Raw genomic sequence first — 26,203 nt, 5'->3', positions numbered from 1 at the left:
CGTTCGGCCCTGGCATGGGCACGGACTGCGGGGGTATGACCGACACATGAGGGCGAGTTTCCGGCTCGGCAGGATCGTGGGCGTACCGGTCGGGGTCAACTGGAGTGTCCTGGTCATCTTCGCGCTGATCTGGTGGGGGCTGTCGGCCAACCTGTTCCCCGAGTCGTACCCGGGTCGGTCGGTGTTCGCGTACCTGCTGGCCGGGCTGACCGCCGCGGTGGTCTTCTTCCTCGGCCTGCTCGCCCACGAGGTGTCCCACGCGGTGGTGGCCAAGCGCAACGGCCTGGGCGTGCAGGGGATCACCCTGTGGCTCTTCGGCGGGGTCGCCGAGCTGCGCGGCGAGGCCCGCTCGCCCGGTGCCGAGCTGCGCATCTCCGGGGTAGGGCCACTGGTCAGCCTGATCATCGGCGCCGTCTTCGGGGCGATCGCGATGCTGCTCGCCCTGGCCGGGGTGCAGGGGCTGCTGCTGGGCGTGATGGCCTGGCTCGGCGGCATCAACCTGCTGCTTGCCGTGTTCAACATCCTGCCGGCGGCACCGTTGGACGGCGGGCGGCTGCTGCGGGCGGCGGTGTGGAAGGCCACCGGCGACCGGACCCGGGCCACGGTGGTCGCGGCCCGGGCCGGCTGGATCCTCGGCCTGGCGCTCATCGGGTTCGGGCTGTGGCGGTTCCTCACCGGTGCCGGCGTCGGCGGGCTGTGGCTGGCGCTCATCGGCTGGTTCCTGATCGGCGCGGCGACCATGGAGGAGCGGCAGGCCCGGGTGGGCGACGCGTTGCGCGGCATCCGGGTCGCCGACGTGATGAGCCCGCAGCCGCAGACCGCCTCGGGTGAGCTGACGGTGGCCGACTTCGTGGACAACTACCTCTTCGCGTACCGGCACACGGCGCTGCCGCTGACCGAGGACGGCCGGCCGGTCGGGCTGGTCACCCTCGACCGGGTACGCGGCGTGCCGTCCGGCGAGCGGGGCAGCACCACCCTGGCGGCGGTGGCCTGCCGCGCCGACGACCTGGTGCTCGCCTCTCCCGACGAGCCGCTTACCGACCTGCTGCCCCGGCTCAGCGACTGTGCCGACGGCCGGGCCCTGGTGGTCACCGACGGTCGCCTGGTCGGCATCGTCTCCCCCAGCGACATCAGCCGCGCCGTGCAGCGCAGCAGCATGCGCGACCAGCTCACCACCGGCCGCTGACCGCCGACCGCGCTGACTCAGTCGAGGTGGTCGGCCGGGGCGGTCTGCAACAGCCAGGCCAACGGCATGCGGGCCTGCTCGACGTACCGACCGTCGCCGCCGAGTTCGTGCAACGTGACAGTCTGCGCGTCGTCCCGGTCCACGATCCGGAATCCGACCACCGTTTCCGTCCGGCCCGGGATGCGTACGCCGACCGCCTGGAGCACCTGTTCCGCGGGCCAGCCCGCCATGATCAGCCAGGCGAACAGTCGGCTCGCGATCGTCGCGTGCTCCGAGTCGGGCGGCGGTATGACCGACAGAACCCCTTCGGGGCTGGTCTCGTAACGATGACCGTTCGCGTCGGCGGCGTTCATCGCCGCCACGTCGTCGAGCGTCACGACGGCGGGCATGTGCATGCCGACAGCCTCAGCGCTCATGGGCTAATCCTAGTTCGATGTCCGGGCACGTCCACCGGCCCGCGCCGCGTCGGCACGCCGGGGCGTGGTCAGCGGGGAAGCAGCTGGTCGAGTTCCTCGGTGCGGAATTTTCCGTTGGGGTCGAGGCGGTTGACCAGCGCGGCGAAGTCGGTCCAGCGGCTGTAGGTCGCGGCGATCGTCCCGGTCGGCATGGTGAAGACCTTGCCCCAGTGCGGCCGGGGCGCGAACGGGGCCAGTGCCCGCTCGACCTCGGCAAGGACCGGCAGTACCGCCGCCGCGTCGGCGATCCAGGTGAAGTGCACCGCGAGGCTGTCGCGGTCGTACTGCGGGCTGAGCCACAGCTCGTCGGCGGCGATCGTGCGCAGCTCGCTGGTCTGCGCGACCGGGGCGATCAGGTGCGCCACCTCGTCCAGCGCGACGAGCGCGTCGGCGGCCACCGCGCGGGGCAGATGGTACTCGGACTGCAACTCGTCACCGTTGCTCGGCGTGAAGCCGAGCCGGAAATGCGGTAGCCGCTCGTGCCAGGGGCCGGGCACGCCGAGCTGCTCGGTGCAGTTGGCCACCGGCATACCGGGCACCGGGTGCCAGGGCCGGTCGGCCGCCGCGGTGCCGAGCCAGTCCGCCGGGGGCGCGGGCTGGTCCGCGAGCTGCTTGCGCCAGACCTGGGTGCCGCGGGTGGAGCGCCAGTCGGTGAAGACACTGACGCTGTACGCCGAGGCGAGCGCCTCGTCCAGCGCCTCGCGGGGCAGGTCGAGGCGGACGTACTGGCGTACCTCGAAGGTCGGCACCACGTCCAGGGTGAGTCGGGTGACGATGCCCAGCGCGCCGAGGGAGACCACCATGCCGGTGAAATCGGGGTCGGTACGGTCCACGGTGAGCAGGTCACCGGCGGCGGTGACCAGTTCCAGGCCGGCGACGGCGGTGGCCAGGTTGCCGACGGTCTCGCCGGAGCCGTGGGTGCCGGTGGCGACCGCGCCGGCCACCGAGATGTGCGGTAGTGAGGCGAGGTTGGCCAGCGCGTACCCGCGCTCGTGCAGCCAGGTGGCCAGGTCGCCGTAGCGCAGCGCGGCCGGCACGTGCACCACCCGCCGCTGCTCGTCGAGTCGCGGGGTGGCCGGCAGTCCGGCCAGCGTGACCAGGTCTCCGGTGGTGTCGCCGAGTCGGTTGAACGAGTGTCCGCTGCCCACCGCCCGGATCCGGTCGCTGCCGGCGACCAGTTCCCGCAGCTCGTCGATCGAGGACGGCCGGCGGTACGCCCGGGCTGCGTACTCGACGTTGCCGGCCCAGTTGCGGTGCGTCGACACTCCCGACCCCCTCTGCACGCCGGCGGTTACCGCCGGCTCCGTCGGGGAACCCTACGCCGATGAGCAGCTACCGTGATCCCGCCCCTCGCGGCGACGTGTATCCCTCCGAGGAGGAGATCGACCCGGCCGGCAACGGCGTGGAGCCCGCCACCGGTTTCACCGGCACCGTCGACGGCTCCCCGGTCACCTGGTCCGATGCGGGGCCGTGGGCGAGCCAGCCGGATCCGCAGCCCAGCCCCACCCCGGAGCCGGTGCCGGAACCGCCGCCCGCCCCCGGCCCGCCGCCCCGGGTCGAGACCGGCGCCCGGTCGATCGTGACCCGGCACATGGACGGTTCGGTGCAGGTGGTCACCGATTTCGACGGCGACGGCGTCGCGGACCAGGTGCAGTTCGACCTTGACGGCGACGGGCTACCGGACGTCACCTACCTCGACCGCGACCGGGACGGCCAGCTCGACACCGTGCTGCGCGAGGAGCACCGGGTCTGACGCGCCGCCCCGGCCCGCCCGGCCCGACTCGACCGGTCAGGCGGGCGGCATCTGGGCGAGATCGACTCCGATTGCGGCATGCCGGGGTTTCCAGGGCCGCTGATACCCCGACTTGCCGCAATCGGAGCCGCCCCGCGACGAACAGCCGCGCCGCGACGCACGGAGCCGCCCGGGGCGGGACGGTCAGAGCTGCCGCATCACCTCGGTGGCGACCAGGTCCAGGTGGTCCAGGTCGGCCAGGTCGAGCACCTGGAGGTAGAGGCGCTGGCTGCCGATCTCCGCGTACCGGCCGATGGTGTCGATGACCTCGGCAGGGGTGCCGGCGAGGCCGTTGACGCGCAGCTCGTCCGGTTCGCGGCCGATCGCGGCGGCCCGCCGCGCCACCTCGGCGTCGTCCTTGCCGCAGCAGAGCACCAGCGCGTTGGACCAGGTCAGCTGCGCCGGGTCGCGGCCGATGTCGGCGCAGGCGGCACGGACCCGCTCGAACTGGGCCACCGTCTCGTCGATCGAGACGAACGGCAGGTTGAACTCGTCGGCGTAGCGGGCGGCTAGCTGCGGCGTACGCTTCGCGCCCTTGCCACCGAGCAGGATCGGCGGGTGCGGGCGCTGAACCGGCTTGGGCAGCGCGGGCGAGTCGCTGACCTGGTAGTGCCGGCCGGTGAAGTCGAACGTCTCGCCCGGCGGGGTGCGCCAGAGACCGGTGATCACCGCCAGTTGCTCGTCCAGCCGGTCGAACCGCTCCCCCAGCGGCGGGAAGGGAATCCCGTACGCCTGATGCTCGGCGTCGTACCAGCCGGTGCCGATGCCCAACTCGACCCGGCCGCCGCTCATCTGGTCGACCTGGGCGACGGTGATCGCGAGCGGGCCGGGCAGCCGGAACGTCGCGGCGCTCATCAGCGTGCCGAGCCGGATGGACCGGGTGTCCCGGGCCAGCCCGGCCAGCGTCGTCCAGGCGTCGGTGGGGCCGGGCTCGCCGCTGACCGACCCCATCTTCAGGTAGTGGTCCGAGCGGAAGAAGGCGCCGAAGCCGGTCTCCTCGGCACGTCGGGCCACGGCGAGCAGGTCGTCGTAGCTGGCGCCCTGCTGGGGTTCGGTGAAGATCCGCAGTTCCATGGGTCGAGCATAGGTAAGCCACCGGCGGTGGCGCTCGGGGACGCTCGCCGGCCACTTCCGGAAGGATAGCCGGAAATCCTTGCAGGTCTTGCAGTTGGCCGCAAGGGACGGCCTCGCCTTGCATCGTGTTGTGAAAGATAGGTTCCCAACCATCGATGCCACTGTTACGGTCACGCAACCACCGCAACTTCTTGCACACCTTGCAGGAAGACGGACTTTCGCCGACGTCTGCCTGACCGTCCCCCGAGGAGGGCACCGTGCGTATCCCCCGTCCCCGCGCCGCGATCCCCGCGGCCCTGGCCGCGATACTTGTCGCGGTCGGTCTCACCTCCGTCGCCGCCGGCACCGGGCCTGCCAGCGCCGCCGACGTACGCGTCAACGGCGACGCCATCGTCCATCTGTTCCAGTGGCGGTGGAACTCCGTCGCCGACGAGTGCGAGCGCAACCTCGGTCCCAACGGCTGGGGCGGCGTACAGGTCTCCCCGCCGCAGGAGCACGTGGTGCTGCCCAGCGCCGAGGGCGCCACCTACCCGTGGTGGCAGGACTACCAGCCGGTGTCGTACCGGCTCGATCAGACCCGGCGAGGCACGAAGGCCGATTTCGTCGACATGGTCCAGCGCTGTCGCGCTCAGGGCGTCAAGATCTATGTGGACATGGTGCTCAACCACATGAGCGGCACCGGCTCGGCCGGCAGCGGCCCGGGCAGCGCGGGCACCGTCTACAGCAAGTACAGCTACCCGAACCTGTTCGACGACGGCTCGGGCGACAGCTACGGCTACGCCGACTTCGGGCCCTGCTACCGGCGGATCAGCAACTGGGGCAACAAGCAGGAGGTGCAGGACTGCGAACTGCTCGACCTGGCCGACCTCAACACCGCCGACCCCGAGGTACGGCGGAAGGTCGCCAAGTACATGAACGCGGTGATCGACCTCGGGGTGGCCGGGTTCCGGGTGGACGCCGCCAAGCACGTACAGGAGGCGCACCTGGCCGACATCATCAGTCGGCTGCGGGACGTGCCCGGCTTCGGCGGCCGGCCGGACCTGTTCCACGAGGTGTACGGCGACGGCACCATCCCCTACACCGCGTACGCCCCGTACGGCGGGGTGACCAACTTCGACTACCAGCGGGCCGTGTCCTCGGCGTTCCGCGACGGCAACATCGCCCAGCTGGGCAACCTGCCCAACTACGGCGGGCTGACCGCGCAGCAGGCGGTGGTGTTCATCGACAACCACGACACGCAGCGGGAAAACCCGACGCTCACCTACAAGAGCGGCGCCCGCTACTACCTGGCGGACACGTTCATGATGGCCCACCCGTACGGCCGGCCCCAGCTGATGTCGAGCTACGCGTACGGCTCGGTGCACGGGCAGGGCCCGCCCAGCAGCGCCAACGGCACCACCCTGGCCACCGACTGCGCCAGCGACGCGTGGATCTGCGAGCACCGCGACCCCGGGGTGGCCGGCATGCCGGGCTTCCGTAACGCGGTCGCCGGCACCGGCATCGGGTCGGTCACCACCGAGGGCAACGGTCGGCTGGCGTTCGCCCGGGGCGACCGGGGGTACGCCGCCTTCAACGCCACCGGCAGCACCTGGAGCCACAGTTTCGCCACCTCGCTGCCGGACGGCCGCTACTGCAACGTGGGCCGGGGCGCGTACGACCGGTCGACCGGGGCCTGCCCGGGTGGCGCGGTCACCGTCACCGGTGGCAGCTTCACCGCCGCCATCCCGGCCGACCAGGCGGTCGCCCTGCACGTCGAGGCCCGGCTGGACGGCGTCACCCCGAGCCCGACGCCTACCGCGACGCCGACCACCACGCCGACGCCGACCGCGAGCCCATCCCTGCCGGCCGGGTCGACCCGGTTCACCGCGACCGTCTCCACCGACCCGGGCCAGGAGGTGTACGTGGTCGGTTCGGTTCCGCAGCTCGGCTCCTGGAACCCGGCCAACGGGGTGAAGCTGTCCACCACGTCGGGCAGCTACCCGACCTGGACCGGGTCGGTGGACATTCCGGCCGGCACCGCGTTCGAGTGGAAGCTGGTGAAGGTCGGCAACGGCACGACGCAGTGGGAGAACGATCCCAACCGCACCGGCCTCGGCGGTACCGCCGTGACCGCCACCTGGAACCAGCCCGCGAGCGACCCACCGGGCGACGCCACGGTCTCCGTACGGGTCACCGCCGACACCACGTACGGGCAGCACGTGTATCTGGTTGGGGACCTGCCCGCCCTCGGGGGCTGGGATCCGGCCCGAGGGATCCGGCTGTCACCGACGGAGTATCCGGTCTGGACCGGTGCGGTGCGCCTGCCCGCCGGCACCACCTTCGCCTACAAGTACGTCAAGCGGACCGACTCCGGGCAGGTGGTGTGGGAGTCGGGCGCGAACCGTACCGCCACCGCCTCCGGTTCGCCGACGCTCACCGACACCTGGCGCTGACCGCACCTGGCACCGCCCGCACCGTGCGGCCCCTCCCGATCCCCGACCGGGAGGGGCCGCCCCCGTCCCACGGTGCGCCGAGCGGCCGGCGTCCACCCACTCCGGACGCCGGCACGTCGACGGTCAGGGCGTTGCGCGTCGGATGGTCAGATAGCTGAGGCCGGCGAGCAGCAGGGTGAGCAGAGCCGGCCAGCCGACCAGCAGGGCCCAGCCCGGCTGGTCGGCGAACCAGCCACCGATCGCCGACCACCAGCCCCGCCAGGTGGCGAGCACGACGAGCCCACCGATCCCGGCCAACGCGACGGTGCTCAGCATCAGCAGGCCGTTGACGCCCCAGCGCTTGAAGACCAGCGCGATGGCGATGCCGATGAAGCCGAGCAGCAGGAACGGGATCGCGAAGCTGAGGAACCGCAGCACCGGGTTGTCCACCAGCAGGAAGGGAATACCGAAGAAGCGCAGGTTGACGCCCCACCCGTCGGTGGTCTCCTCGATCACGGCCAGCAGGTAGAGCACCGCCGCGTAGCTGACCGCCTGCCCGAGGTAGTTGAGCACGTTGCCGAGGTAGAAGCTGCGGCGGGAGACGCCCAGCCCGATGGCGAACGGAAAGTCCTGGGTGATCGCGTTGATGCTGGCGACGAACATCACCACGTAGATGCTCATCAGCCCACCGGTGGTCGGCTCGAAGTCGTCGGCCTCGTTCATCGCGCTGAACAGGGCCAGGTTGATGAGGAAGCTGAGCGCGAGGATCCCCCACGGCCAGCCGACCACGCTGCGCCAGCCGACGAACTGGAGCCGGGCCACGGTCAGGGCGCGGTTCATCGGACAGCCTCCTTGTCTGCCGCGGCGGCGCCACCGGCCGCGTGCCCGTTGTTCGAGGTGGTCAGGCGTACGACGATGTCCTGGAGCGAGGACGCTTCGAGGTCGAGGCCCAGCGACCGGGCGCGGTCGGGCGCGGCCGGGCCGAAGTCGCCGCGTACGGTGGCCCGAGCCGTGCCGCCGAGCGACGCCCGGTGCAGTTCGGTGCCGGTACGGGCGAACTCGTCCACCGCCGCGACCGGGCCGGAGACGGTGACCACCTGGCCGCGCAGCGCCTCCGCCTCGACGTCGAGCAGCAGCCGACCCCGGTCGATCAGCAGGATGTGCTCGATCAGGTCGCTGACCTCGTCGATGAGGTGCGTCGACAGCACGATGGTGCGGGGATGTTCGGTGTAGTCGGCCAGCAGGTGATCGTAGAAGAGCTGCCGGGAGACGGCGTCCAGCCCGAGGTAGGGCTCGTCGAAGAAGGTCAGCGGGGCACGCGAGGCGAGCCCGACGACGATGCCGAGCGCCGAGAGCATGCCGCGGGAGAGCTTGCGGACGTTGCGCCCGCGCGGCAGTTGGAACACGTCGACCAGTCGCTGGGCGAGCGCCTCGTCCCAGCCTGGATGCACCAGGCGGGCCGCCCGCAGGACGTGCGCGACCCGCAGGTGCGACGGGTAGGTCTGGCTCTCCTTGATGAAGGAGATCCGGGAGAGCACCTGTTCGTTCTCGTACGGGTGCTGCCCGAAGACGCTGACCTCACCGCTGGTGGCGAAGTTCTGCGCGGTGAGGATCTGCATCAGGGTGGTCTTGCCGGCACCGTTGCGCCCCAGCAGGCCGTGGATCCGATGCTCGGCAAGCGAGAAGCTGACCCCGTCCAGGGCGGTGACTCCCTGGTACCGCTTGGTCAGGTCGGTGACGGTGACGACCGCGCTCATCGGCCCTCCTCCCAGGTGTCGATCATGTTCTTGAGTTCGGCCGGTTCGATGCCGAGCTTGCGCGCCTCGGTGAGCAGCGGCCGGACGTACTGCCGGGCGAACTCGTCGCGGCGCCGGCCGCGGAGCTTCGCGCGGGCGCCGGGAGAGACGAACATGCCGATTCCTCGCTTCTTGTAGAGAGTTCCGTCGTCGACCAGCTTGTTGACCCCCTTGGCGGCGGTCGCGGGGTTGATCCGATGGAAGGCGGCCAGCTCGTTGGTCGACGGCACCTGACCCTCCTCCGCGAGGGTCCCGTCCAGGATCGAGTTCTCCAGCAGTTCCGCGATCTGGAGGAAGATCGGCCGACCGTCCTCCATCACGCCCGCCGTCCCCAGACGCCACCCTGGTTGACTGGTTCATCACTCATGTAACTAACCATGCAACCAGGGTGGTTCCCCTGTCAAGGGGCGGACGGAGAGCGGCCCGGTCCGGAAGTCACCCCGGACCGGGCCGCCCTACGGGGTTCAGCTTCAGCCGTACGGAGGGCGGGCGTACGCGGCCCGCAGCGCGGCCAGACCGGTCGCCTTCGGACTGAGGGTGCCCCAGCCGGAGTTGAAGTAGTTCGTCCGGGCGATCAGCGGGCCACGCTCGGCGTTGAGCCGGGCGATGGCCGGCGGCACGGTGGCGATCCAGGCCGCCTGGTCGGGGAACTCGATGACCCGTACGCCCCACTCGGCGATGAGCACCGGACGGGACAACGCCACCGGGCCGAGATCGGCCACCGCCCAGTCCTTGGTGCGCCGGAACCGCTCCAGCGCGGTGTGGCTGGGACTTGTCGCGTAGACGTTCCACTGGAGGTAGTCCAGCCGGGTCATCAGCGCCTCCGGGTGGGTGCGCCGGAAGCAGTCCCGGTTGAAGCCACCGACCCCGACCGAGAAGGTGCTGCCCTGGGGCAGCCCCTTGGCCCTGAACCAGTTGACGATGTACGTCACGGCCTGCACCGCCCGGGCGTCAGACTCGGCCCAGGTGTACGCCTTTCCGGCCTCCGTGGTGCCGAACTCGTGATCGGTGTCCAGCTCGGAGGCGAGTTGGATGTTGACCCCGAAACCCATCGTCAGGTACTGCGACAGCGCCCGGGCGAACAACCCGTCACACTGCCCGGCGAGGACCTGGCCGTAGCCGTACGCCTTCGGCCAGACCGCGCCGGGCCGCTGCTGGATGGTCATCGCCGGCGCCGGCACGGTGTATCGCACCCCGTCCACGGTGAAGGTCTGCGGCCCGGTGTCGGGCGCGCCGTAGTGCTTCAGTTCGAGCACCATGTTGAGCTGCACCCCGGCGCGCCCCAGCGTGATCAGCCAGGGGCGTTGGTAGCCGGGGAAGGTGTAGCCGTCGGCGAAGCTGCGGTACTGGGTCAGCGACCGGAAGTTGCCGCCGGCCATGTCGGCCGTCGGGTCTGCGCCGCCGGAGAGGTAGTACCCGCCCAGCACCGGCGGCAGCACGGTGTAGGCGACGCTGGCGCTGGCGGTCCGGCTGGCGGAGTCGCGCACCGTGACGGTCACCCTCGGCATCACGCCACCGCCCGGAACACGGCGACCGCGCCGTTGTCGGAGACCCGGGACCAGGTGCGCCCCGAGTCGTCGGCGACGGTGACGGTGAGCGGATCGATCACCGCGGTCACCGAGACGGGGGCGCTACGGTTGCCCTGCGCGTCGGCCACCGTGACCGTCACGGTCAACCGCTGGTGGTCCGGGTCGCCGTAGTTGACGGTCAGCAGCATCTGCTCGCCCGGCGAGTAGGTGGTGGGATTCATCGAGGCGTTGGCGGTGGGAGCGGCCATGGCGGCTCCTTCCTGGCTTGGTCGCCGTGCCCAGCGGGTGCAACACCGTCGGTGCGGCTGGTCTACGGCGGCGGGCCGGAGCCGGGTGGCGCAGCGGCGCGCCCCGGCGGGATCCGTACTGGCGGCCGGCGGGACGTCGCGGTTCCCACCCCGGCCGGAGGATCGGATGTGGCCCGCCATCCGCAGCCTCGCTACCTGCTACAACAGTGCGTCGGGGTACGCTCCGCCGTCTTGTCCGTTTCCGGACATATTGACCATTATGGAGGCGACACGTGAAGTATCTGATGTTGATTTACGGCAACGAGGAGATCTGGGGCAGCCTTCCGGACGGTGACCTGACCACCCTGATCGGGAAGGTCGACGCCTTCACCGAGGCGCTGCGGGCCTCGGGCGAGTTGGTCGACGTGCAGGGGCTGGTGTCCCGCCCCCGGTCGGTGCGGATCAGCGCCGACGTTCCGGTGGTCACGGACGGGCCGTACCTGGAGGCCAAGGAGTACGTGGGCTCGTACCTCGTGGTCGACGTCGAGGACGAACAGCGGGCGTTGGAGATCGCCCGTGACTATCCGGGCCTGCGGTTCGGCACCGCCGGCGGCGGCTTGGAGATCTGGCCGCTGATGACCGGAGCGGACCACTGAGCCTCGACGCGACCACTGTCGATTTATTACGCCGGCTCGCGCCGCAACTGCTGGCCGCGCTCGTCCGCCGGTACGGCGACTTCGGCCGGGCCGAGGACGCCGTGCAGGAGGCCTTGGCCGCCGCCGTCGAGAGGTGGCCACTCGACGGCGTACCCGAGCAGCCGTCGGGCTGGCTGCACACCGTCGCCGCCCGCCGCTACGTCGACCTGGTACGCAGCGAGTCCGCCCGCGCCCGCCGCGAGCGCACGGCGCTGGACCTCACCCCACGCGACGCGTTTGTCACCCCGCCACCCGACGCCGAGGCGCCCCGGGACGACCTGCTGGAGTTGTTCCTGCTCTGCTGCCATCCGGCACTGCCGGCACCCGCGCAGCTGGCACTGACCCTGCGCGCGGTGGGTGGGCTCACCACCGCCGAGGTCGCCGCGGCCTTCCTGGTGTCGGAGCGGACCATGGGGCAGCGGATCTCCCGGGCCAAACAGCGGCTGCGGGAGGCGGGCGCCCGGTTCGCACCGCCGCCGACGGCGGAACGGGAGGCCCGGCTGGCCGTCGTACGCCAGGTGCTGTACCTGATGTTCAACGAGGGCTACAGCGCCAGCAGCGGCCCCCAGCTACGTCGCGCCGACCTGACCGGGCAGGCCCTGCGGTTGACTCGCCGGCTGCATGAGCAACTGTCCGGCGACGGGGAGACGGCCGGCCTGCTCGCGTTGATGGTGCTGACCGAGGCCCGAGCGGCGGCCCGGGTCAGCCCCGACGGCGAACTGGTGCCGCTGGCGGAACAGGACCGCGGGCGGTGGGACCGGACGGCGATCGACGAAGGGCGCGCGCTCGTCGAACGCAGCCTGGCCGCCACACCACCCGGGCCGTACCGGATCCAGGCCGCCATCGCGGCGGTGCACGCCGAAGCGCCGAGCGCCGAGGCCACCGACTGGCCCCAGGTGCTCGGCCTCTACGAGTTGCTGGAGCGGATCGCACCCAACCCGGTGGTCACTCTGAACCGGGCGGTGGCGGTGGGCATGGTCCACGGGCCGGCCGCCGGGCTGGCCCTGCTGTCCGAGGTGGAGTCGGGGCCGCTGACCGGGCACCACCGACTGCACGCCGTCCGCGCCCACCTGCTGGAACTCGCCGACGACCGGACCGCCGCCGCTGCGCAGTGGCGGGCGGCGGCAGACCGTGCCGGCAGCGATCCCGAACGGCGGTACCTGCTGCGCCGCGCCGCCAACGCGAGCGACAGGAGCCGGCGTCAATGTGAGCCAGGTCACTCTCGGGTCCGGTAGAAGCGGGCCGTCCGGCTCCGATCCACAGGTGGAACGGCACCCACGGTGGGTGCCGACGGATCCGGGAGGAACGGACATGACGAAGGTGACCGCCCAACTGTCGGTGTCGCTGGACGGCTACTACGCCGGGCCACAGCACGACGGCGACGGCGACTGGCTACGGTCCGCGGAGAGCCACGGGTTCTTCCGGGTGACCCGGTGGGCCACCGAGGCGATGGCGTGGCGCGAGCGGCAGGGCTTCGCCGGCGGCCGGCACGACGCCGACTCCGAGATCATCGCCGAGTCGTTCGCCGCAGCCGGCGCGTACGTGATGGGTCGCCGGATGGCCGACGGCGGCGAGGTGCCGTGGGGCGACGAACCACCGTTCCGCGCTCCGGTCTTCGTGGTGACGCATCGGCCCCGCCCGACCCTGCACCGTCAGGGCGGCACCAGCTTCACCTACGTCACCGACGGGCTGGCCAGCGCGGTGGCACAGGCGCGGGCCGCGGCCGGTGAGAAGAACGTCGCGGTGGCCGGCGGTGGGAGCCTGGTCCGGCAGGTGCTGCGGGCCGGGCTGCTCGACGAGTTGGAGCTGCACGTGGTGCCGGTCGTCCTCGGTGCCGGGCTCCGGCTCTTCGACGACCTGGGCCTCGACGATTTTGAGGCGATCGAACTCACCCCTGACCGGGTGGTGCCGAGCCCGCAGGTCACCCACATCCGGTACGCGGTGCGCGGCCGCGCCCCGCTGGTCCTCGACGACCGCGGCCGTGGCACCGGCACCCCGTAGGGCATGCCGTCAGAGGGCGGCGAGGAAGGCGAGCACCTCGGACCACCCGTCCCGGCGGGCGGCGGCGTCGCCCGCCCGGGTGCCGCCGTGTGTCTGCTCGCCGGTGCGCCCCTGGTGCACCGTCTTCGACGGCAGGTACGGGAAGGTGCCCACGCCGTGGCCCGCGTCCGGGTAGAGCAGCACACGGTGGGGTGGGCCACCGAGGGCCAGCAGCAGCTCGGCGGCGTAGCTCGGCGCGTCCCAGAGCAGGTCGTCCGCCCCGGCGATGGCCAGTACCGGTCCGTCGATCCGGTCGACAGGTATCGGGCCGCTCGGGACAGGTCGGCCACGGTAGGTCCAGGCGGGCGCTCCGGTGTACGGGTAGCCGAGGTGGACGACGCTGCTCGGGGCGTAGGCCACGACGGCGCGTACCAGGTCGGGACGCTGTTGCGCCAGCAGCAGCGCGGCCTCGGTGCCGCGTGAGTAGCTGATCACCGCCGGCTCGCCACCGGAGTACGGGGCGAGCAGTTCGGCGGCGGTGACGAAGTACTCCAGCGGTATGTCGTGCAGGCTGTCCGGCAGTCCGGACGCTCCGAAATAGCCCAGGCACAACACCGGGTGCCCACGGGAGGCGAGCAACGGTGCGTCGTACAGCCCGCCGACGCCGCCCTCCGAGCCACCGAACCACAGCAACCCGCGCCGGCGGGGCACGTCCGGCGGCGGAAGGACGAGCAACCCGCGAACCCCGTCGGCCGCCGGGGTCAGTTCGGTGAAGGAGACCTGACCCGCCGTCCAGTCCCGCCGCACGGTGACGGTGGCGGGCTCGCGCCCACCACCCACGGCCGACAGCCGGACCGGGAAGTCACGCCGCAGGTGCGGCCAGATGGGCGCGAAGGAGGAGGCGTCGCCGTCGGGCGGATCCATCGACCAGAACAGACCCATCGGGTCGACACCCGAGTAGGAGCCGTGCACCGGGGCGTCCCGCGACACGTCCACCACGCCGTTGGCGTCGGCCACGAACGTCGCCTCCGCCCGCCACACGCGCCCCGCGTGATCCTCCGCGTCGGCGGCGATCACCGCCCGTTCCCTCGCGGCCAGGCCATTCACGCGTATCCGCAGCGGCTGGTCGACGAGCGCCACGGCCGGCGTCACGTCCAGGCGCAGGCGCGCCGCACCGCCCCTGCCCCGGTCGCCGACGAGCAGGGTCGCGACCAACAGCCCCACCAGGACGGCGGGCAGGATCCTCGACGCTCTCCACCAACGCGGCATCGACAACACCGTATTGCCGACTGTCCACCAACGTCCGTCCCGCCGCCATCGGGTGTCGGCAGGGCGACCGCGCTGGTGCCGAGCACCCGCCTCGCCGGTGTAGGCAAGCCGACTGTGACCTTGACCGGCGCCCGGAACAGTGGCAGCAAGCTTCGACTACCACCGATTGGAGTGGCCCATGTCTCTCCGTCTCCGTCTCCGTCACCTTGCCGCCGTCCTAGCCGTGGTGCTGGCCGCGGCGCTGTCGATCACCGGCGCACCGGCCACGGCCGCCACCGCCGACCGCTTCGGATTCGCGTACGTCGACGATCCGACGGTGCCGCTCTGGACGCCGCTGCCCGCGGCCTACCAGTTCGGCAGCTGGGCCCCGGGGCCAATGGCCACCGGCGGCAAGGTCGCCCCCGGCCGGTTCCTGGTGAGGTTCCCGGCCATCGGCCTGGGTTCGCGCGGCAACGCACACGTCACCGCCGTGGCGAAGGACGGCCGCTTCTGCGAACTCGTACGGTGGGGCAGTTCGGGCGCCGACGAGATCGTCGACGTGCAGTGCTTCCGACCCGGGGGCACCCCGGCCGACACCCCGTTCACGGTGTTGTGGACGGTCAGCTCCGGCATCCTCCCGGCGGGCGTCGGCGCGTACGCCTCGGCGCAGGTGTTGTCAAACGTCCTCGCCCAGTCGTACAACTCGACAGGTGCGCCCGTCACCGTCGCCAACGTCGCGGTGGGCATCTACGACGTGCGCTTCCGGGCGGTCGGCGCGCCACCCGGCGTGCTGTCCGGAAACGTCCAGGTGACCGCCCAGCAGCCGAACGCACAACCGCGCCGATGCAAGATCCTCCGCTGGGGTGCGGCCGGTCTGGACGCGGTGGTCTACGTCGCCTGCCATGATCCGTTCACCGGCGCGCGGATGAACAGCGACTTCACCGTGTCGTTCCATCGGGAGCGCTCGGTCTACGCGTCGTTCGGCCCGCCGAAGCACTTCGGGTACCTTGCGACGCCGTTCGCCGGCCCGACGAACTACTCGTACCCGCTCGGCGTCGGCGCGAACGGCTTCGGTCCCACCGGCCCCGGCACCTTCGTCGTCAAGTTCCCGGCCCTGCACGAGAAGAGCACCACCGCGCAGGTGACCGCGATCGGTGACGACCCCTCGTACTGCACGATCCAGGAGCTGTGGGCGCAGTTCGGCAGCGACGCGGTGTTGCCGGTCGCCTGCTTCAGCAACGCCGGCCGTCCGCAGGACGCCCCGTTCAGCTCGACCTTCTCGTCGAGCGTCTGAGCCCGTCGGTCCCCGCCCAGGCACACCTGGGCGGGGCTTTCGGCCGGCGCGACAGTTGCACGCGGCGTCATCTTCCCCGCTGCCCGGCGGCGGAGCTGGCCGGACGACAGGATCCGGCCAGCTCCGCCCCGGGCAGGTCGCTGGCGGCGGCGCGCAACGCGACGATGCTCGCGGCGACCGCAGGATGGCCGCCCGCGCCCTGTCGGTAGGCGATCCGGGTCCGCCGCCGGATGGTGAGCGGAATGAGGACCACCCCGCTGGGCGGCCGATCGACCGCCAGTTGGGGTACCAGTCCGACGCCCTGACCGGCGGCGACCAGGGCGAGCACGGCGGCGAAGTCGTCGGCGTGGTGCCGCACGGTCGGGCGGAAGCCGGCCAGCTCACCGGCGTGCAGGGTCACCGCGTGACAGAGCGTGCCCGGGCTGCCGACGATCCAGTCCGCGTCGCGTACCGAGCGCATCGGGTCATCGGTGGGGTGGCGGTCCGCCCCGACGGCCAGGAACACCGTCTCGTCGAGCAGTGGCACCGAGTCCAGGGCCGGATCCGGCTCGACGGGCACGATGTCGTAGTCGTGCACGAGGGCCACGTCGAGGCGGCGGTCGCGCAGCGCGTCGGGCACCGCGACCGGGTCCAACTCGGTGACCATCAGGTCCAGCGCCGGATGGTCACGGCCGAGCGCGACCAGGGCGGGCAGCAGCAGCGTACGCACGGCACTGGGGTACGCGCCGATGCGTACCGTGCCGGAGAGCCCGCCCCGGGCGGCGGCGAGGGTCGCGTCGGCCGCCTCCAGCGCGGCGAGGACCACCTCGGCGTGCCGGACCAGCGCCTCCCCGGTCGGGGTCAGGGTGACCCGCCGGCCGGCCCGTTCCAGGAGCGCGACACCGGCCTCGCGTTGCAGCGCGGCGAGCTGCTGGGAGACGGCGGACGGCGTGTACGTGTGCGCCTCGGCCACGGCGGCGATGGTGCCGAGGTGGGACAGGTCCCGCAGCAGGCGCAGCCGGCGAACGTCAAGCATCAGCTCAGCTTACGTATTCTGTGAGCAATCGGAACTGGTGCTTCATCTTCCGCTGGCGGAGGCTGGCAGCATGACACCTGCCGGGCTCTACGTACCCATGATCACGCCGTTCGACGGGAACGGTGCCGTCGCCCTCGACGCGCTGAGCGCTCTCGCCCACGAGGTGCTGGCGGCCGGCGCGGTCGGTCTGGTCGCCCTCGGCACCACCGCCGAGCCGCACGCCCTCAGCGCCGTCGAGCAGCGGATGGTGGTCGACGCGGTCGCCGCGGCCTGCCGGGAGCACCGGGCCGGTCTCCTGGTCGGCGCGCACACCGCGCCGGAGCTGCGGGCACTCGCCGGGCGACCCGAGGTCACAGCGGCGCTCTGCCTGGTCCCGCCGTTTCTCCGCCCCGGCGAGGAGGCGGTACTCGCGCACTACGCCCGGTTGGCCGAGGAGTCCCCCGTGCCGCTTGTCGCGTACCACGTCCCGTACCGCACCGGGCAGCAGCTTGGCGTCAGCACGCTGCGCCGCCTCGCCGGGCTACCCGGCCTGGTGGGCGTCAAGCACGCGGTCGGCGGCATCGACGCCGACACGATCGCCCTTCTCGCCGACCCGCCGTCCGGCTTCGCGGTGCTGTGCGGCGAGGACGCGTACGCCTCGCCGCTGCTCGCTCTCGGCGCGGCCGGCGGCATCCTCGCCTCCGCGCATCTCGTCACCGCCGACTACGCCGAGCTGGTCTCGGCCTGGCGGTCCGGCGACGTCGCCCGGGCCCGGCCGCTCGGCCACCGGCTCGCCGCCCTATCGGCCGCGCTGTTCGCCGAGCCCAACCCTGCCGTGGTCAAGGCGGTGCTGCACGCCCAGGGGCGGATCCCGACGCCGCTCGTCCGTCCGCCGCTGCTGCCCGCCACGTCGACCGCCACCGCGCGGGCGCTGACCTGCCTGGCCAGGGTGCCGGCGGTACCGGTGTGAGGGCGTCCGGCGGATCTCAGCGAGAAATTTCCCGGCGGCATGTCGAGAAGCCGGGTCGGGCTCCGTCCTCGTTGCGAACGCGGCCACAATGGCCCCGTACCGAGAAGGAGCATCCGATGGCCAAGTACCTGCTGCTCAAGCACTACCGTGGCGGCCCGACCCCGCTGCACGACGTGCCGATGGACCAGTGGACGCCCGAGGAGATCTCGGCCCACGTGCAGTACATGCGCGACTTCGCGGCTCGGCTCGAAGACACCGGCGAGTTCGTCGAGGGTCAGGCGCTCTCCCCGGAGGGCACGTTCGTCCGCTACGACGGCGAGGGGCGACCGCCGGTCACCGACGGCCCGTTCGCCGAGACCAAGGATCTGATCGCCGGCTGGATGGTGATCGACGTCGAGACCTACGACCGGGCGCTGGAACTGGCCGGCGAGCTGTCCGCGGCACCAGGTGCCGGCGGGAAGCCGCTGCACGAGTGGCTCGAGGTGCGGCCGTTCCTGACCGAGCCGCCGACCATCTCGGAGTGACGCACGGTGGATGAGGCCGTCCTACGGACCCTTACTCCCGCCGTGATCGGCATCCTCGTCCGTCGCGGAGTCGACTTCGCGACGGCCGAGGATGCCGTGCAGGACGCGCTGGTCGAGGCCGTCCGGGCATGGCCGACCGACCCGCCGCGCGACCCCAAGGGCTGGCTGGTCGCCGTGTCCTGGCGGAAGTTCCTGGACGCGGTTCGCGCGGACACCTCGCGGCGACGGCGCGAGGCGCTGGCGGAGGTCGAGCCCGCGCCCGGCCCGGGCGAGCTGGTGGACGACACGCTCGCCCTCTACTTCCTGTGCGCGCATCCGTCGTTGACCCCGGCCTCGGCGGTGGCGCTGACGCTGCGGGCGGTGGGTGGACTGACCACGCGGCAGATCGCCCGGGCCTACCTGGTGCCGGAGACGACCATGGCGCAGCGGATCAGCCGAGCCAAGCGGACCGTCTCGGGAGTCCGGTTCAACCAGCCCGGTGACGTCAGCACCGTGCTGCGCGTGCTCTACCTGGTCTTCAACGAGGGCTACTCGGGCGATGTCGACCTCGCCGCGGAGGCGATCCGACTCACCCGCCAGTTGGCGGCCAGGATCCGGCACGAGGAGGTGGCCGGCCTGCTCGCGCTCATGCTGCTCCATCACGCCCGTCGCACGGCCCGGACCGCCGCCGGCGGCCGGCTGGTGCCGCTGGCCGAACAGGACCGCAGTCGCTGGGACACCCGCCTGATCGCCGAAGGCGTGCAGGTGCTCCAGAACGCACTGGCCCGCGACCGCCTGGGCGAGTTCCAGGCGCAGGCCGCCATCGCCGCGCTGCACGCCGACGCCCGCACCGCCGAGGAGACCGACTGGGTGCAGATCGTCGAATGGTACGACGAACTGGTGCGCCTCACCGACAGTCCGGTGGCCCGCCTCAACCGGGCCGTCGCGGTCGGCGAGGCCGACGGACCACGAGCCGGCCTGGCTGCCCTGGCGGATCTCGACCCGGCCCTGCCCCGGTACGCCGCTGTCGCCGCCTACCTGCATGAGCGTGACGGCGACCTGGCGACCGCGGCGCGGCTCTACGCCAAGGCCGCCCGATCGGCGCCCAGCCTTCCCGAAATCGACCATCTCACCCGGCAGGCCGCCCGACTCAACGCGCTGCTACGCGGTTGATCGGTCGCTGTGGCCGCATCATCTTCAAGGAGACAAGCATGGCGATCCAGCGGTTGGACAACGTCCTCATCGTGGTCCACGACCTTGACCGGGTCATCTCGTTCTTCGTCGAACTCGGCATGGAACTGGAGGGCAGGGCGCCGATCGAGGGGCGTTGGGTGGAACGCGTCATCAGCATCGACGACGTCCGGCAGGAGGTCGCGATGCTCCGGACCCCCGACGGCCACGGGCGCATCGAACTGGCGAAGTTCCACACGCCGAGGGCGATCACCCCCGAGCCGCAGGAGGCACCGGCGAACACCCTGGGCATCCGGCGCATCATGTTCGCCGTCGACGACATCGAGGACGTCACCGCCCGCCTGCGCGCCCACGGGGCCGAACTGGTCGGCGAGCTGGCGCAGTACGAGGACAGCTACCGGCTCTGCTACGTGCGCGGCCCCGAGGGCATCGTCGTCGGCCTGGCTCAACAGCTCGGCTGAAGGCCGACAAGCGGCTCAGGGCAGTGGGACGACGTAGGAGTCGACGCGGGCGATCAGTCCGTCGCGGAAGGTGAACAGGTCGTTGAAGGCGAACCGGAACGGTCCGTGCTCGACGCTTGTCCCACGCCCCTCGCCGGTGGTGACGACCACCGGGCCGTCCTCGTACACGCGCTGGACGTCCAGGTCGGGGCTGCCGGTGAAGGCCGGATTCTCGATCTCGCTGTCGAACTCGGTCTTGCCTCGGGTGGTCCGGTGGCCGTGGATGACCCATTCGACGTCTTCGGTGAGGGTGGCGAGGATTCGCCGGTGGTCGCTCGTTCGGAAACCTTCGAGGTAATCCGCGACGAGGTCGCGCTGGGTCTGCTGCGTCATGATGTGCTCCGTCCTGTGGGGGCGTCGGGTTGTTGCAGGTGCGCCGCCAACGCGTCGAGGATCGAGGCGAGCCCATCGGCCGCCTGGGTCGTGCGAAGCTCAGCGGGCAGTCGGCGTTGGTGCACGGTCAGTTCGGTGCCGCCGCCAGCGGGGTGGAGACTCACGGTGGTCCGCAGCCCGGTCAGCGGCTCGTCGAACACGAGCTCGTGCGGTGCGGTGACGCGCACGTAGACGAAGCGGAGCCGACGGGTGGCGCCGTCCGGCGCGCGGGTGTCGAGCGCGAACTCCCCGCCGGGACGCAGGTCCACGACCACGGACTCGGGCGGTACGACGGCGTGCGAACCGCCCCAGAATGCTGCGATCCCCGCCGGTGAGGTGAAGGCCACCCAGACGCGATCGGGCTCGGCCGGAAGGTGGCGGCTGGCGACCAGTTCGTCGCCGCGAAGCTGCGACCTGGCGGTCATCGGGCCGCCTCCTCGTCGGCGAGGTGCCGCTCCAGGGCGTCGAGCCGGTCGTTCCAGACCCGGCGTTGCTCGTCGATCCAGGTGCCGAGCAACGACAGCTGATCGACCCTCAACCGGCAGGGACGCCTCGTGCCCTCGCGCCGCTGCTCGATGAGGCCGCACCGGCGCAGCACCCCGACGTGGTGCGAGATCGCCTGTGGGGTCAGGTCGAAGGGCGCAGCCAGCTCCCCCACCGTGGCGTCACCGCGCGCGAGACGGGCCACCAGGGCACGCCGGACAGGGTCACCGAGGGCGGCGAAGGCGGAGTCGAGCTCCGGGGCGGGTGCCAACGAGATGGACATGCCCCCACGCTAACACAAACAATCATTTGCAAAAGATGTGGTTTGCCTTTCGCTGCCGGCAGAAGCACTCGCCTTCCGGTCCGTACCCGGCGGCCACCGCCCCTGCACCCTCCAGGCCGACGCTCAAGAACGGCCTCGTACCGTCGTACGGTCAGGTTCGGTCAGCCGGCGCTCAGCCGGTCGGACGGGCGTCGACGCGACGGAGTGGGGCGGATGGTCGAGCGGGAGATCCTGACGGGCGGCGGCGTCAACGAGGTCGTTCGAATCGGCGACACGGTGCGTCGACCTACCGGACCCTGGTCCGTCCGGGTCCACGAACTGCTGCGGCATCTCGCCGCCCAGGGCTTCCCGGCGGCGCCCCGGGTACGCGACACGAGCGAGCCCGGCTTCGAGATCCTCGATTTCCTGCCGGGCGAGGTGTCGAACTATCCGCCCACCCCCGCGGCGGCCTCGGTCGAGGCGTTGGAGAGTGCCGCCGCGCTGCTGCGGGCGTATCACGACGCGACCGCCGAGTACGCGCGGCGAGCGCCCCGCGACGGCTGGCAGGTGCCGGCGACCGAACCGGTCGAGGTCATCTGTCACGGTGACTACGCGCCACACAACTGCGTGCTCGACGGCAACCGCGTCGTGGGCATCATCGACTTCGACCACGCCCAGCCCGGGCCCCGGATCTGGGATGTCGCCTACGCGGCCTACCGATGGGTGCCGATGACCGCTCCGGAGAACACGGACGGCTTCGGGACCACGGAGGAACAGGCCGCTCGGCTCCGGACGTTCTGCGACCGTTACGGGCTGGACGACAGCGCCCGATCCGACCTGGTCGACGTCACCGTCGCCCGGTTGCACGCACTCGTCGACTTCATGCACGCCCAGGCAGCCGCCGGCAACACCGCCTTCGCCGGCCATCTCGCGGACGGACACCACATCCAGTACCTCAACGACGCGGAGTACGTACGCTCCAACCGCCTGGTCTTCGAACGCGCCCTGCACCCCTGAGCCGGCCTCGCCTGCGGCGGCCGTCACCAGTCCGATAGCTGATCTCGCAGGGGGCGGACCTGCATAGGGGACAGCGCCGCGTCCGGGTGGACGCGGCGCCGTTTCGTACGATCGGCTAGCTGATCTTCTTGCGGTAGATCGCGGTCGCGGCGACGTAGGCCACCACGAGCAGGCCGACACACCAGGCGAGGGCGATCCAGATGTCGTTGCCGACGGGTTGCTGCGCGAAGAGGCCGCGGAGGGTGTTCACGATGGACGTCACCGGCTGGTTCTCGGCGAACCAGGCGACCGGGCCGGGCATCGAGTCGGTGGGGACGAACGCCGAGCTGATGAAGGGCAGGAAGATCAGCGGGTAGCTGAAGCCGCTCGCGCCGTCGATGGTCTTGGCGGTCAGGCCCGGCATCACGGCGACCCAGCTGAGGGCGAGGGTGAACAGGACCAGGATGCCGGCGGCGGCGAGCCAGTCGACAACTGACGCGCCGGTGCGGAATCCCATGATCAGCGCGACGCCGATGACGATCACGAGCGAGGCGAGGTTGGCGATGAGCGAGGTCAGGACATGTGCCCAGAGCACGGAGGGACGCGAGATCGGCATCGACTGGAAGCGCTCGAAGATGCCACCCTGCATGTCCAGGAACAGGCGGTACGCGGTGTAGGCGATGCCGGAGGCGATGGTGATGAGCAGGATGCCCGGCAGCATGTAGTTGATGTATGACTCACCGGTGCCGGTGTTGATGGCCCCGCCCAGCACGTACACGAAGAGCAGCAGCAGTGCGATCGGGGTGATCGCTGTGGTGATGATGGTGTCCGGGCTGCGGAGGATGTGGCGCAGGGAGCGACCGGTGAGGGTTCCGGTGTCGCTGAGGACGTGGGCGGTCATCGGGATTCCTCTCCCGCAGGAATGGCCGCCTCGTCGGTGGTGTCACTGCTGCCGCCGACGAGGGCGAGGAAGACGTCTTCAAGGGTCGGCTGCTTCTCGACGTACTCGACCTTGGCGGACGGGAGGAGCTGCCGCAGCTCGGCGAGGGTGCCGTGCTGGATGATGGTGCCTTTGTGCAGGATCGCGATTCGGTCGGCGAGTTGCTCGGCCTCGTCGAGGTACTGCGTGGTCAGCAGGATGGTGGTGCCATCCTTGGCGAGTTGCTTCACCGTCTGCCAGACCTCGATGCGGGCCTGCGGGTCGAGGCCGGTGGTCGGCTCGTCGAGGAACACGACCGGCGGTTTGCCGACCAGGCTCATCGCGATGTCCAGCCGCCGGCGCATGCCGCCCGAGTACGTCGCCGCCCGGCGGTTTCCGGCTTCAGTGAGCGAGAAGCGGGCGAGCAGGTCGTCGGCGATCGCACCGGGATTCCTCTGATGGCGGAGCTTCGCGATCAGTACCAGATTCTCCCGACCGGTGAGCACGCCGTCGACTGCGGCGAACTGGCCGGTCAGGCTGATCGACCTGCGTACGTCGGCCGGCACCGAGGAAACGTCGAAGCCGTGGACGCTCGCGCTGCCGCTGTCCGCCTTCAGCAACGTCGACAGAATCCGCACCAGCGTGGTCTTTCCGGCGCCGTTCGAGCCGAGCAGCGCGAAGATGCTCCCGGCCGCCACGTCGAAGTCGACACCCCGCAGCACGTGCAGGTCCTGGTAGGACTTGGTGACGGCCCGCACGCTGATCGCGGGTTCACGCGTCTGGGTGGTCACGGCCTGTCCTCCTGCCCGCTGTTGTGGTCGGCGGCGTCGATCGCCTTCCGGAGACGCTCGCGCTCCTTGTCGATCCACTGCCGGCCGGCGTACGCCTGTAGGAACGTCTCGGCGAACTCGACCGGGTCGTCGCCGACGACGGCACGGACCGGCGTTCCGTCGGCGACCGCACGCTCCCAGAGGTCGACGAAGTCGCCGAGCATCGTGGTGATCGTGTCGCCGTCGAGGATGCCACCGTGGTACATGAAGTACCGGTGCAGCGCCTTGGCCGAGCCGCGGTAGGGCTCCGGCAGGGCCTCGATCCGGGCCATGTGGTGCTTGTACTGCTTCTTCTGCTCCAGCGATCCGACGATCGTCTCGATCCACTTCGCGGCCATGCTCATGCTCCCTGGTCGTGTTGGTTGCCGTTGTGACGGAGTTGCTCGATGCGATCCGTGAGGACGCTCCAGGTCCTCCAGAACTCGGCGAGTTGGTCCCGCCCCTTCGCGTTCAGCGAATACACCTTCCGCGGGGGCCCCTTCTCGGAGGGCACCTTCTCCACGTCCACGAACCCCCGTTGCTCCACGCGGACGAGCAGTGCGTAGATGGTGCCTTCCGCGATGTCCGAGAACCCGCGGTCGCGCAGCCACGCGGTGATCTCGTAGCCGTACGCGGACCTGCGGGCCAGGATCGCCAGGACGATGCCTTCGAGGGTGCCCTTCAGCATCTCGGTCATCTGGTTGCCCATGTCCTCATCCCCTCGCTACCAAGCGACGCTGACTACTGGTAGACAGTAGCGCTAGGTACCGGTAGATAGCAACACTGAATACCGAGCGATTCGACGCGGGCTCCATCCTGAAGACGTCGCTGCCGGACGCCGTCGGAGGCGGCGTTACCGTTTGGCGCGGTCGAGCGAGGCGAGCACCTGACGTGCAGCTGCCGCTGACGCTGAACGAGCTGCGGGCCGGACGAGCGAGGGGAACTCAGCGATGGGCGACGGGGTGAGCGGTGCGCGGGTGCGGTCCGATACGGCCCCGGAAGTCCGGGATCGTGGTCCGGTGGCGCTCGCGCTCCGGCCCTTCGGCTACCTGTTGATCGGGCTCGTGTGGGCGGCGCTCTCGACGGTGATTCTCGCGCTCGGACCGGGGATGCTGGCCTTTCTGGTCTGGGCCGATGTCACCGGCGCCCTCGGCGAGGTCGAGCTCATCACCGGGGGCGTCGCCGAGTCGCTGCACAACCCGGCAGAGGTGATCGCGATCGTGATCTCGCTCCCGCTGCTCGCGCTGCTCTGGGGCGCCGGCGTGCTGTGGATGCTGCCGTGCGCGGCGCTGCCCCCGATGCTGCTGTCGTTCACCTTTCTGGTCCGGTCGCTACGCCCCTCCTACGCCGACGACGCCCTGTCCTTCACGACGCGAGGGGCGCGTGGCAGCACCATGGGTGTCACGTTGACGCAGGTGTCCCTGTCGCTGCTGCCTGTCCACCGGTCCCGTTGGACGGACACCCTCATGCGTTTCTACGTGGCCGGCTGGGCCGTAAGCCTGCGAGCGATGACCGCCGCGATCCCCGCAGGATTCGGCTGGCTGGCAGCCGTCCTCGCCACCATGGAAGACCTGCCGACGACCGTACGCGTACTGCTCGCCGCCGCGGCCGTCGGCTCGGTCGGCTGGTCCGCTGTGCTGCTGCGCAAGCACTGGCGCGCCCGGTTCCACGGCGAATCGACCGGGCGGTCGGAGCGGCCGATCACCGACCTCTCGGCCGACGAGCGCGATCGCCGTCGTCGGGCTCTTGAGAAGCGTCGGGCAGCGCGCCTGTCGCGTCGCTGACCACGAAAAGCGCTGTCCATCGCCGTCGAGGCGGCCAGTCGCTGGCGGAGTAACGCCGACCTTGTGGCGGAGGACCGCTGCTGAGGCGTCCACTAACGTTGGCCGGACGGGGAACGGGACTCCTCGCGCGACGACTTGTGCGATGTGGACTCTCATGGAGGCTGGCGTGGTCTGGATCGGCCCGGCGAGCGAGAGGGAAACGACGGTGCCTGACCTTGTCGGCCTGACCGTTGAGGCCGCGTGGCAGGTCACTACGGATCACCATGTGAAGATGACCAGCGGTGATCCCGACGGGCCGCCCCTGAGTCAACTGACCTCGACGGGCGTCTGGCTCATCACAGACCAACAGCCGCCAGCCGGGACGACGATGCGCCGCTTTGGCTCGATGGCGGTCGTCGTTGAGCAGATACCGGACAACCTGGCTGGCGACCGTGACCACGCCGCCCGCTACCTCGCTTGGATGGCCTCGGCGCCGACCTGAACCCCGCCACAGACGGTGATCCAATCCAGTAGACGTCAGCGCACTCGCCCGGCCACCGTCAGGACCCAGCGAGTAGTCGGATCTCGCAGCGGACGCCGCTGGCTGTGGCGAGCCGACCGTCACCGGTAACGAGTGGGCATGCCATCGACTCCGCCGCCGCGCCACTAGCTTGAAGGTCTGTCCCGAGATCAGCCGATGAACCCGGCGACGTACGCCGCGAGCGACATGCCGCCCGACCCGCCACCGCCGACC

At 71.0% G+C, this 26,203-nt stretch carries 31 protein-coding genes and 1 pseudogene; 14 read left to right on the top strand and 18 right to left on the bottom strand.

Annotated features, from left to right (window positions below):
• Nucleotides 1–46 precede the first annotated feature (46 nt).
• Nucleotides 47–1,186 carry a site-2 protease family protein gene (locus tag Vse01_RS18955; RefSeq protein WP_093401339.1) on the top strand — a complete coding sequence of 380 codons (1,140 nt, stop codon included), beginning with the start codon at nt 47–49 and terminating at the stop codon, nt 1,184–1,186.
• 17 nt (nt 1,187–1,203) lie between these two features.
• Here the strand turns inward: Vse01_RS18955 and Vse01_RS18950 are convergent, their stop codons facing one another.
• Nucleotides 1,204–1,602 carry a hypothetical protein gene (locus Vse01_RS18950; RefSeq protein WP_093401340.1) on the bottom strand — a complete coding sequence of 133 codons (399 nt, stop codon included), beginning with the start codon at nt 1,600–1,602 and terminating at the stop codon, nt 1,204–1,206.
• Nucleotides 1,603–1,670: 68 nt separating this feature from the next.
• Nucleotides 1,671–2,906, bottom strand: coding sequence for a D-arabinono-1,4-lactone oxidase (locus Vse01_RS18945; protein ID WP_093401341.1), 1,236 nt, complete (start codon nt 2,904–2,906; stop codon nt 1,671–1,673).
• Nucleotides 2,907–2,965: 59 nt separating this feature from the next.
• Between Vse01_RS18945 and Vse01_RS18940 the strand changes: the two genes are divergently transcribed.
• Nucleotides 2,966–3,394: a hypothetical protein gene (locus Vse01_RS18940; RefSeq protein ID WP_093401342.1), complete on the top strand. Its 429-nt coding sequence runs from the start codon at nt 2,966–2,968 to the stop codon at nt 3,392–3,394.
• 183 nt (nt 3,395–3,577) lie between these two features.
• Here the strand turns inward: Vse01_RS18940 and Vse01_RS18935 are convergent, their stop codons facing one another.
• The gene (locus tag Vse01_RS18935; protein WP_093401343.1) at nt 3,578–4,507 is read right to left on the bottom strand and encodes an LLM class F420-dependent oxidoreductase; all 930 of its coding nucleotides are present in this window, start codon (nt 4,505–4,507) and stop codon (nt 3,578–3,580) included.
• 257 nt (nt 4,508–4,764) lie between these two features.
• Between Vse01_RS18935 and Vse01_RS29630 the strand changes: the two genes are divergently transcribed.
• Nucleotides 4,765–6,939 (top strand): carbohydrate-binding module family 20 domain-containing protein, encoded by a 2,175-nt coding sequence (locus tag Vse01_RS29630; RefSeq protein ID WP_093401344.1) that lies wholly within the window; start codon nt 4,765–4,767, stop codon nt 6,937–6,939.
• A 123-nt stretch (nt 6,940–7,062) separates the two neighbouring features.
• Here the strand turns inward: Vse01_RS29630 and Vse01_RS18925 are convergent, their stop codons facing one another.
• From Vse01_RS18925 to Vse01_RS18905, 5 genes are all read right to left on the bottom strand, one after another.
• Nucleotides 7,063–7,758 (bottom strand): hypothetical protein, encoded by a 696-nt coding sequence (locus tag Vse01_RS18925; protein ID WP_093401345.1) that lies wholly within the window; start codon nt 7,756–7,758, stop codon nt 7,063–7,065.
• A complete protein-coding gene (locus tag Vse01_RS18920) occupies nt 7,755–8,675 on the bottom strand; it encodes an ABC transporter ATP-binding protein (RefSeq protein ID WP_093401346.1) in 921 nt (306 codons plus the stop codon). The genes Vse01_RS18925 and Vse01_RS18920 overlap by 4 nt, the downstream gene beginning before the upstream one ends.
• Nucleotides 8,672–9,031: a GntR family transcriptional regulator gene (locus Vse01_RS18915; protein ID WP_093401347.1), complete on the bottom strand. Its 360-nt coding sequence runs from the start codon at nt 9,029–9,031 to the stop codon at nt 8,672–8,674. The genes Vse01_RS18920 and Vse01_RS18915 overlap by 4 nt, the downstream gene beginning before the upstream one ends.
• Nucleotides 9,032–9,184: 153 nt before the next feature.
• Complete coding sequence (locus tag Vse01_RS18910; protein WP_093401593.1) at nt 9,185–10,222, bottom strand: hypothetical protein; 1,038 nt, start codon at nt 10,220–10,222, stop codon at nt 9,185–9,187.
• A complete protein-coding gene (locus Vse01_RS18905; RefSeq protein ID WP_093401348.1) occupies nt 10,222–10,491 on the bottom strand; it encodes a hypothetical protein in 270 nt (89 codons plus the stop codon). The genes Vse01_RS18910 and Vse01_RS18905 overlap by 1 nt, the downstream gene beginning before the upstream one ends.
• Before the next feature lie 272 nt (nt 10,492–10,763).
• Between Vse01_RS18905 and Vse01_RS18900 the strand changes: the two genes are divergently transcribed.
• The 3 genes from Vse01_RS18900 to Vse01_RS18890 all read left to right on the top strand — a co-directional run bounded on the left by Vse01_RS18900 (nt 10,764) and on the right by Vse01_RS18890 (nt 13,166).
• Complete coding sequence (locus tag Vse01_RS18900; protein WP_093401349.1) at nt 10,764–11,126, top strand: YciI family protein; 363 nt, start codon at nt 10,764–10,766, stop codon at nt 11,124–11,126.
• Nucleotides 11,123–12,400 (top strand): RNA polymerase sigma factor, encoded by a 1,278-nt coding sequence (locus Vse01_RS18895; RefSeq protein WP_093401350.1) that lies wholly within the window; start codon nt 11,123–11,125, stop codon nt 12,398–12,400. Before Vse01_RS18900 ends, Vse01_RS18895 begins: the two co-directional genes overlap by 4 nt.
• 76 nt (nt 12,401–12,476) lie before the next feature.
• Nucleotides 12,477–13,166 carry a dihydrofolate reductase family protein gene (locus Vse01_RS18890; protein WP_093401351.1) on the top strand — a complete coding sequence of 230 codons (690 nt, stop codon included), beginning with the start codon at nt 12,477–12,479 and terminating at the stop codon, nt 13,164–13,166.
• Between the two features lie 9 nt (nt 13,167–13,175).
• On the opposite strand, the gene Vse01_RS18885 is transcribed toward Vse01_RS18890, so the two are convergent.
• Nucleotides 13,176–14,414, bottom strand: coding sequence for an acyl-CoA thioesterase/bile acid-CoA:amino acid N-acyltransferase family protein (locus Vse01_RS18885; RefSeq protein WP_093401352.1), 1,239 nt, complete (start codon nt 14,412–14,414; stop codon nt 13,176–13,178).
• A 178-nt stretch (nt 14,415–14,592) separates the two neighbouring features.
• On the opposite strand from Vse01_RS18885, the gene Vse01_RS18880 reads away from it, so the two are divergent.
• On the top strand, nt 14,593–15,687 hold the full coding sequence (locus Vse01_RS18880) for a hypothetical protein (RefSeq protein WP_093401353.1): 1,095 nt from the start codon (nt 14,593–14,595) through the stop codon (nt 15,685–15,687).
• A 67-nt stretch (nt 15,688–15,754) separates the two neighbouring features.
• On the opposite strand, the gene Vse01_RS18875 is transcribed toward Vse01_RS18880, so the two are convergent.
• A complete protein-coding gene (locus tag Vse01_RS18875) occupies nt 15,755–16,702 on the bottom strand; it encodes a LysR family transcriptional regulator (RefSeq protein WP_093401354.1) in 948 nt (315 codons plus the stop codon).
• A 70-nt stretch (nt 16,703–16,772) separates the two neighbouring features.
• Between Vse01_RS18875 and Vse01_RS18870 the strand changes: the two genes are divergently transcribed.
• From Vse01_RS18870 to Vse01_RS18855, 4 genes are all read left to right on the top strand, one after another.
• Nucleotides 16,773–17,651: a dihydrodipicolinate synthase family protein gene (locus Vse01_RS18870; protein WP_093401355.1), complete on the top strand. Its 879-nt coding sequence runs from the start codon at nt 16,773–16,775 to the stop codon at nt 17,649–17,651.
• Nucleotides 17,652–17,767: 116 nt separating this feature from the next.
• Complete coding sequence (locus Vse01_RS18865) at nt 17,768–18,175, top strand: YciI family protein (protein ID WP_093401356.1); 408 nt, start codon at nt 17,768–17,770, stop codon at nt 18,173–18,175.
• Between the two features lie 6 nt (nt 18,176–18,181).
• On the top strand, nt 18,182–19,327 hold the full coding sequence (locus Vse01_RS18860) for an RNA polymerase sigma factor (protein ID WP_093401357.1): 1,146 nt from the start codon (nt 18,182–18,184) through the stop codon (nt 19,325–19,327).
• Nucleotides 19,328–19,365: 38 nt separating this feature from the next.
• Nucleotides 19,366–19,806, top strand: a complete 441-nt coding sequence (locus Vse01_RS18855; RefSeq protein WP_093401594.1) for a VOC family protein — start codon at nt 19,366–19,368, stop codon at nt 19,804–19,806.
• A gap of 15 nt (nt 19,807–19,821) precedes the next feature.
• Here Vse01_RS18855 and Vse01_RS18850 read toward each other — a convergent pair whose 3' ends face one another.
• The 3 genes from Vse01_RS18850 to Vse01_RS18840 are packed head-to-tail and all read right to left on the bottom strand — an operon-like array spanning nt 19,822 to nt 20,983.
• Nucleotides 19,822–20,178, bottom strand: coding sequence for a nuclear transport factor 2 family protein (locus Vse01_RS18850; protein ID WP_093401358.1), 357 nt, complete (start codon nt 20,176–20,178; stop codon nt 19,822–19,824).
• Nucleotides 20,175–20,642, bottom strand: a complete 468-nt coding sequence (locus tag Vse01_RS18845) for an SRPBCC family protein (protein ID WP_093401359.1) — start codon at nt 20,640–20,642, stop codon at nt 20,175–20,177. Before Vse01_RS18845 ends, Vse01_RS18850 begins: the two co-directional genes overlap by 4 nt.
• On the bottom strand, nt 20,639–20,983 hold the full coding sequence (locus tag Vse01_RS18840; RefSeq protein ID WP_093401360.1) for an ArsR/SmtB family transcription factor: 345 nt from the start codon (nt 20,981–20,983) through the stop codon (nt 20,639–20,641). The genes Vse01_RS18845 and Vse01_RS18840 overlap by 4 nt, the downstream gene beginning before the upstream one ends.
• A gap of 213 nt (nt 20,984–21,196) precedes the next feature.
• On the opposite strand from Vse01_RS18840, the gene Vse01_RS18835 reads away from it, so the two are divergent.
• Entirely contained in the window at nt 21,197–21,979 is a 783-nt protein-coding gene (locus Vse01_RS18835) for an aminoglycoside phosphotransferase family protein (protein ID WP_093401361.1), read from the top strand.
• Nucleotides 21,980–22,094: 115 nt separating this feature from the next.
• On the opposite strand, the gene Vse01_RS18830 is transcribed toward Vse01_RS18835, so the two are convergent.
• From Vse01_RS18830 to Vse01_RS18815, 4 genes are read right to left on the bottom strand one after another with little or no spacing between them, the layout of a single operon-like run.
• Entirely contained in the window at nt 22,095–22,859 is a 765-nt protein-coding gene (locus tag Vse01_RS18830; RefSeq protein ID WP_093401362.1) for an ABC transporter permease, read from the bottom strand.
• Nucleotides 22,856–23,668, bottom strand: coding sequence for an ABC transporter ATP-binding protein (locus tag Vse01_RS18825; protein ID WP_093401363.1), 813 nt, complete (start codon nt 23,666–23,668; stop codon nt 22,856–22,858). The genes Vse01_RS18830 and Vse01_RS18825 overlap by 4 nt, the downstream gene beginning before the upstream one ends.
• Entirely contained in the window at nt 23,665–24,045 is a 381-nt protein-coding gene (locus Vse01_RS18820) for a DUF1048 domain-containing protein (RefSeq protein ID WP_093401364.1), read from the bottom strand. Before Vse01_RS18820 ends, Vse01_RS18825 begins: the two co-directional genes overlap by 4 nt.
• 2 nt (nt 24,046–24,047) lie before the next feature.
• Nucleotides 24,048–24,395, bottom strand: coding sequence for a PadR family transcriptional regulator (locus tag Vse01_RS18815; RefSeq protein ID WP_093401365.1), 348 nt, complete (start codon nt 24,393–24,395; stop codon nt 24,048–24,050).
• A 310-nt stretch (nt 24,396–24,705) separates the two neighbouring features.
• Here Vse01_RS18815 and Vse01_RS18810 point away from each other — a divergent pair, with 310 nt between their 5' ends.
• Nucleotides 24,706–25,470 (top strand): hypothetical protein, encoded by a 765-nt coding sequence (locus tag Vse01_RS18810; protein ID WP_093401366.1) that lies wholly within the window; start codon nt 24,706–24,708, stop codon nt 25,468–25,470.
• A 166-nt stretch (nt 25,471–25,636) separates the two neighbouring features.
• The gene (locus tag Vse01_RS18805) at nt 25,637–25,951 is read left to right on the top strand and encodes a hypothetical protein (RefSeq protein ID WP_139233058.1); all 315 of its coding nucleotides are present in this window, start codon (nt 25,637–25,639) and stop codon (nt 25,949–25,951) included.
• A 58-nt stretch (nt 25,952–26,009) separates the two neighbouring features.
• Here Vse01_RS18805 and Vse01_RS29390 read toward each other — a convergent pair.
• Nucleotides 26,010–26,111 (bottom strand): annotated as a pseudogene (locus Vse01_RS29390) (VapC toxin family PIN domain ribonuclease); the annotation flags it as partial.
• Nucleotides 26,112–26,203: the final 92 nt, after the last annotated feature.

The sequence above is a fragment of the Micromonospora sediminimaris genome, from assembly GCF_016863575.1.
GTDB lineage: Bacteria > Actinomycetota > Actinomycetes > Mycobacteriales > Micromonosporaceae > Micromonospora > Micromonospora sediminimaris.
This window is presented reverse-complemented; position numbering and strand designations above follow the sequence as displayed.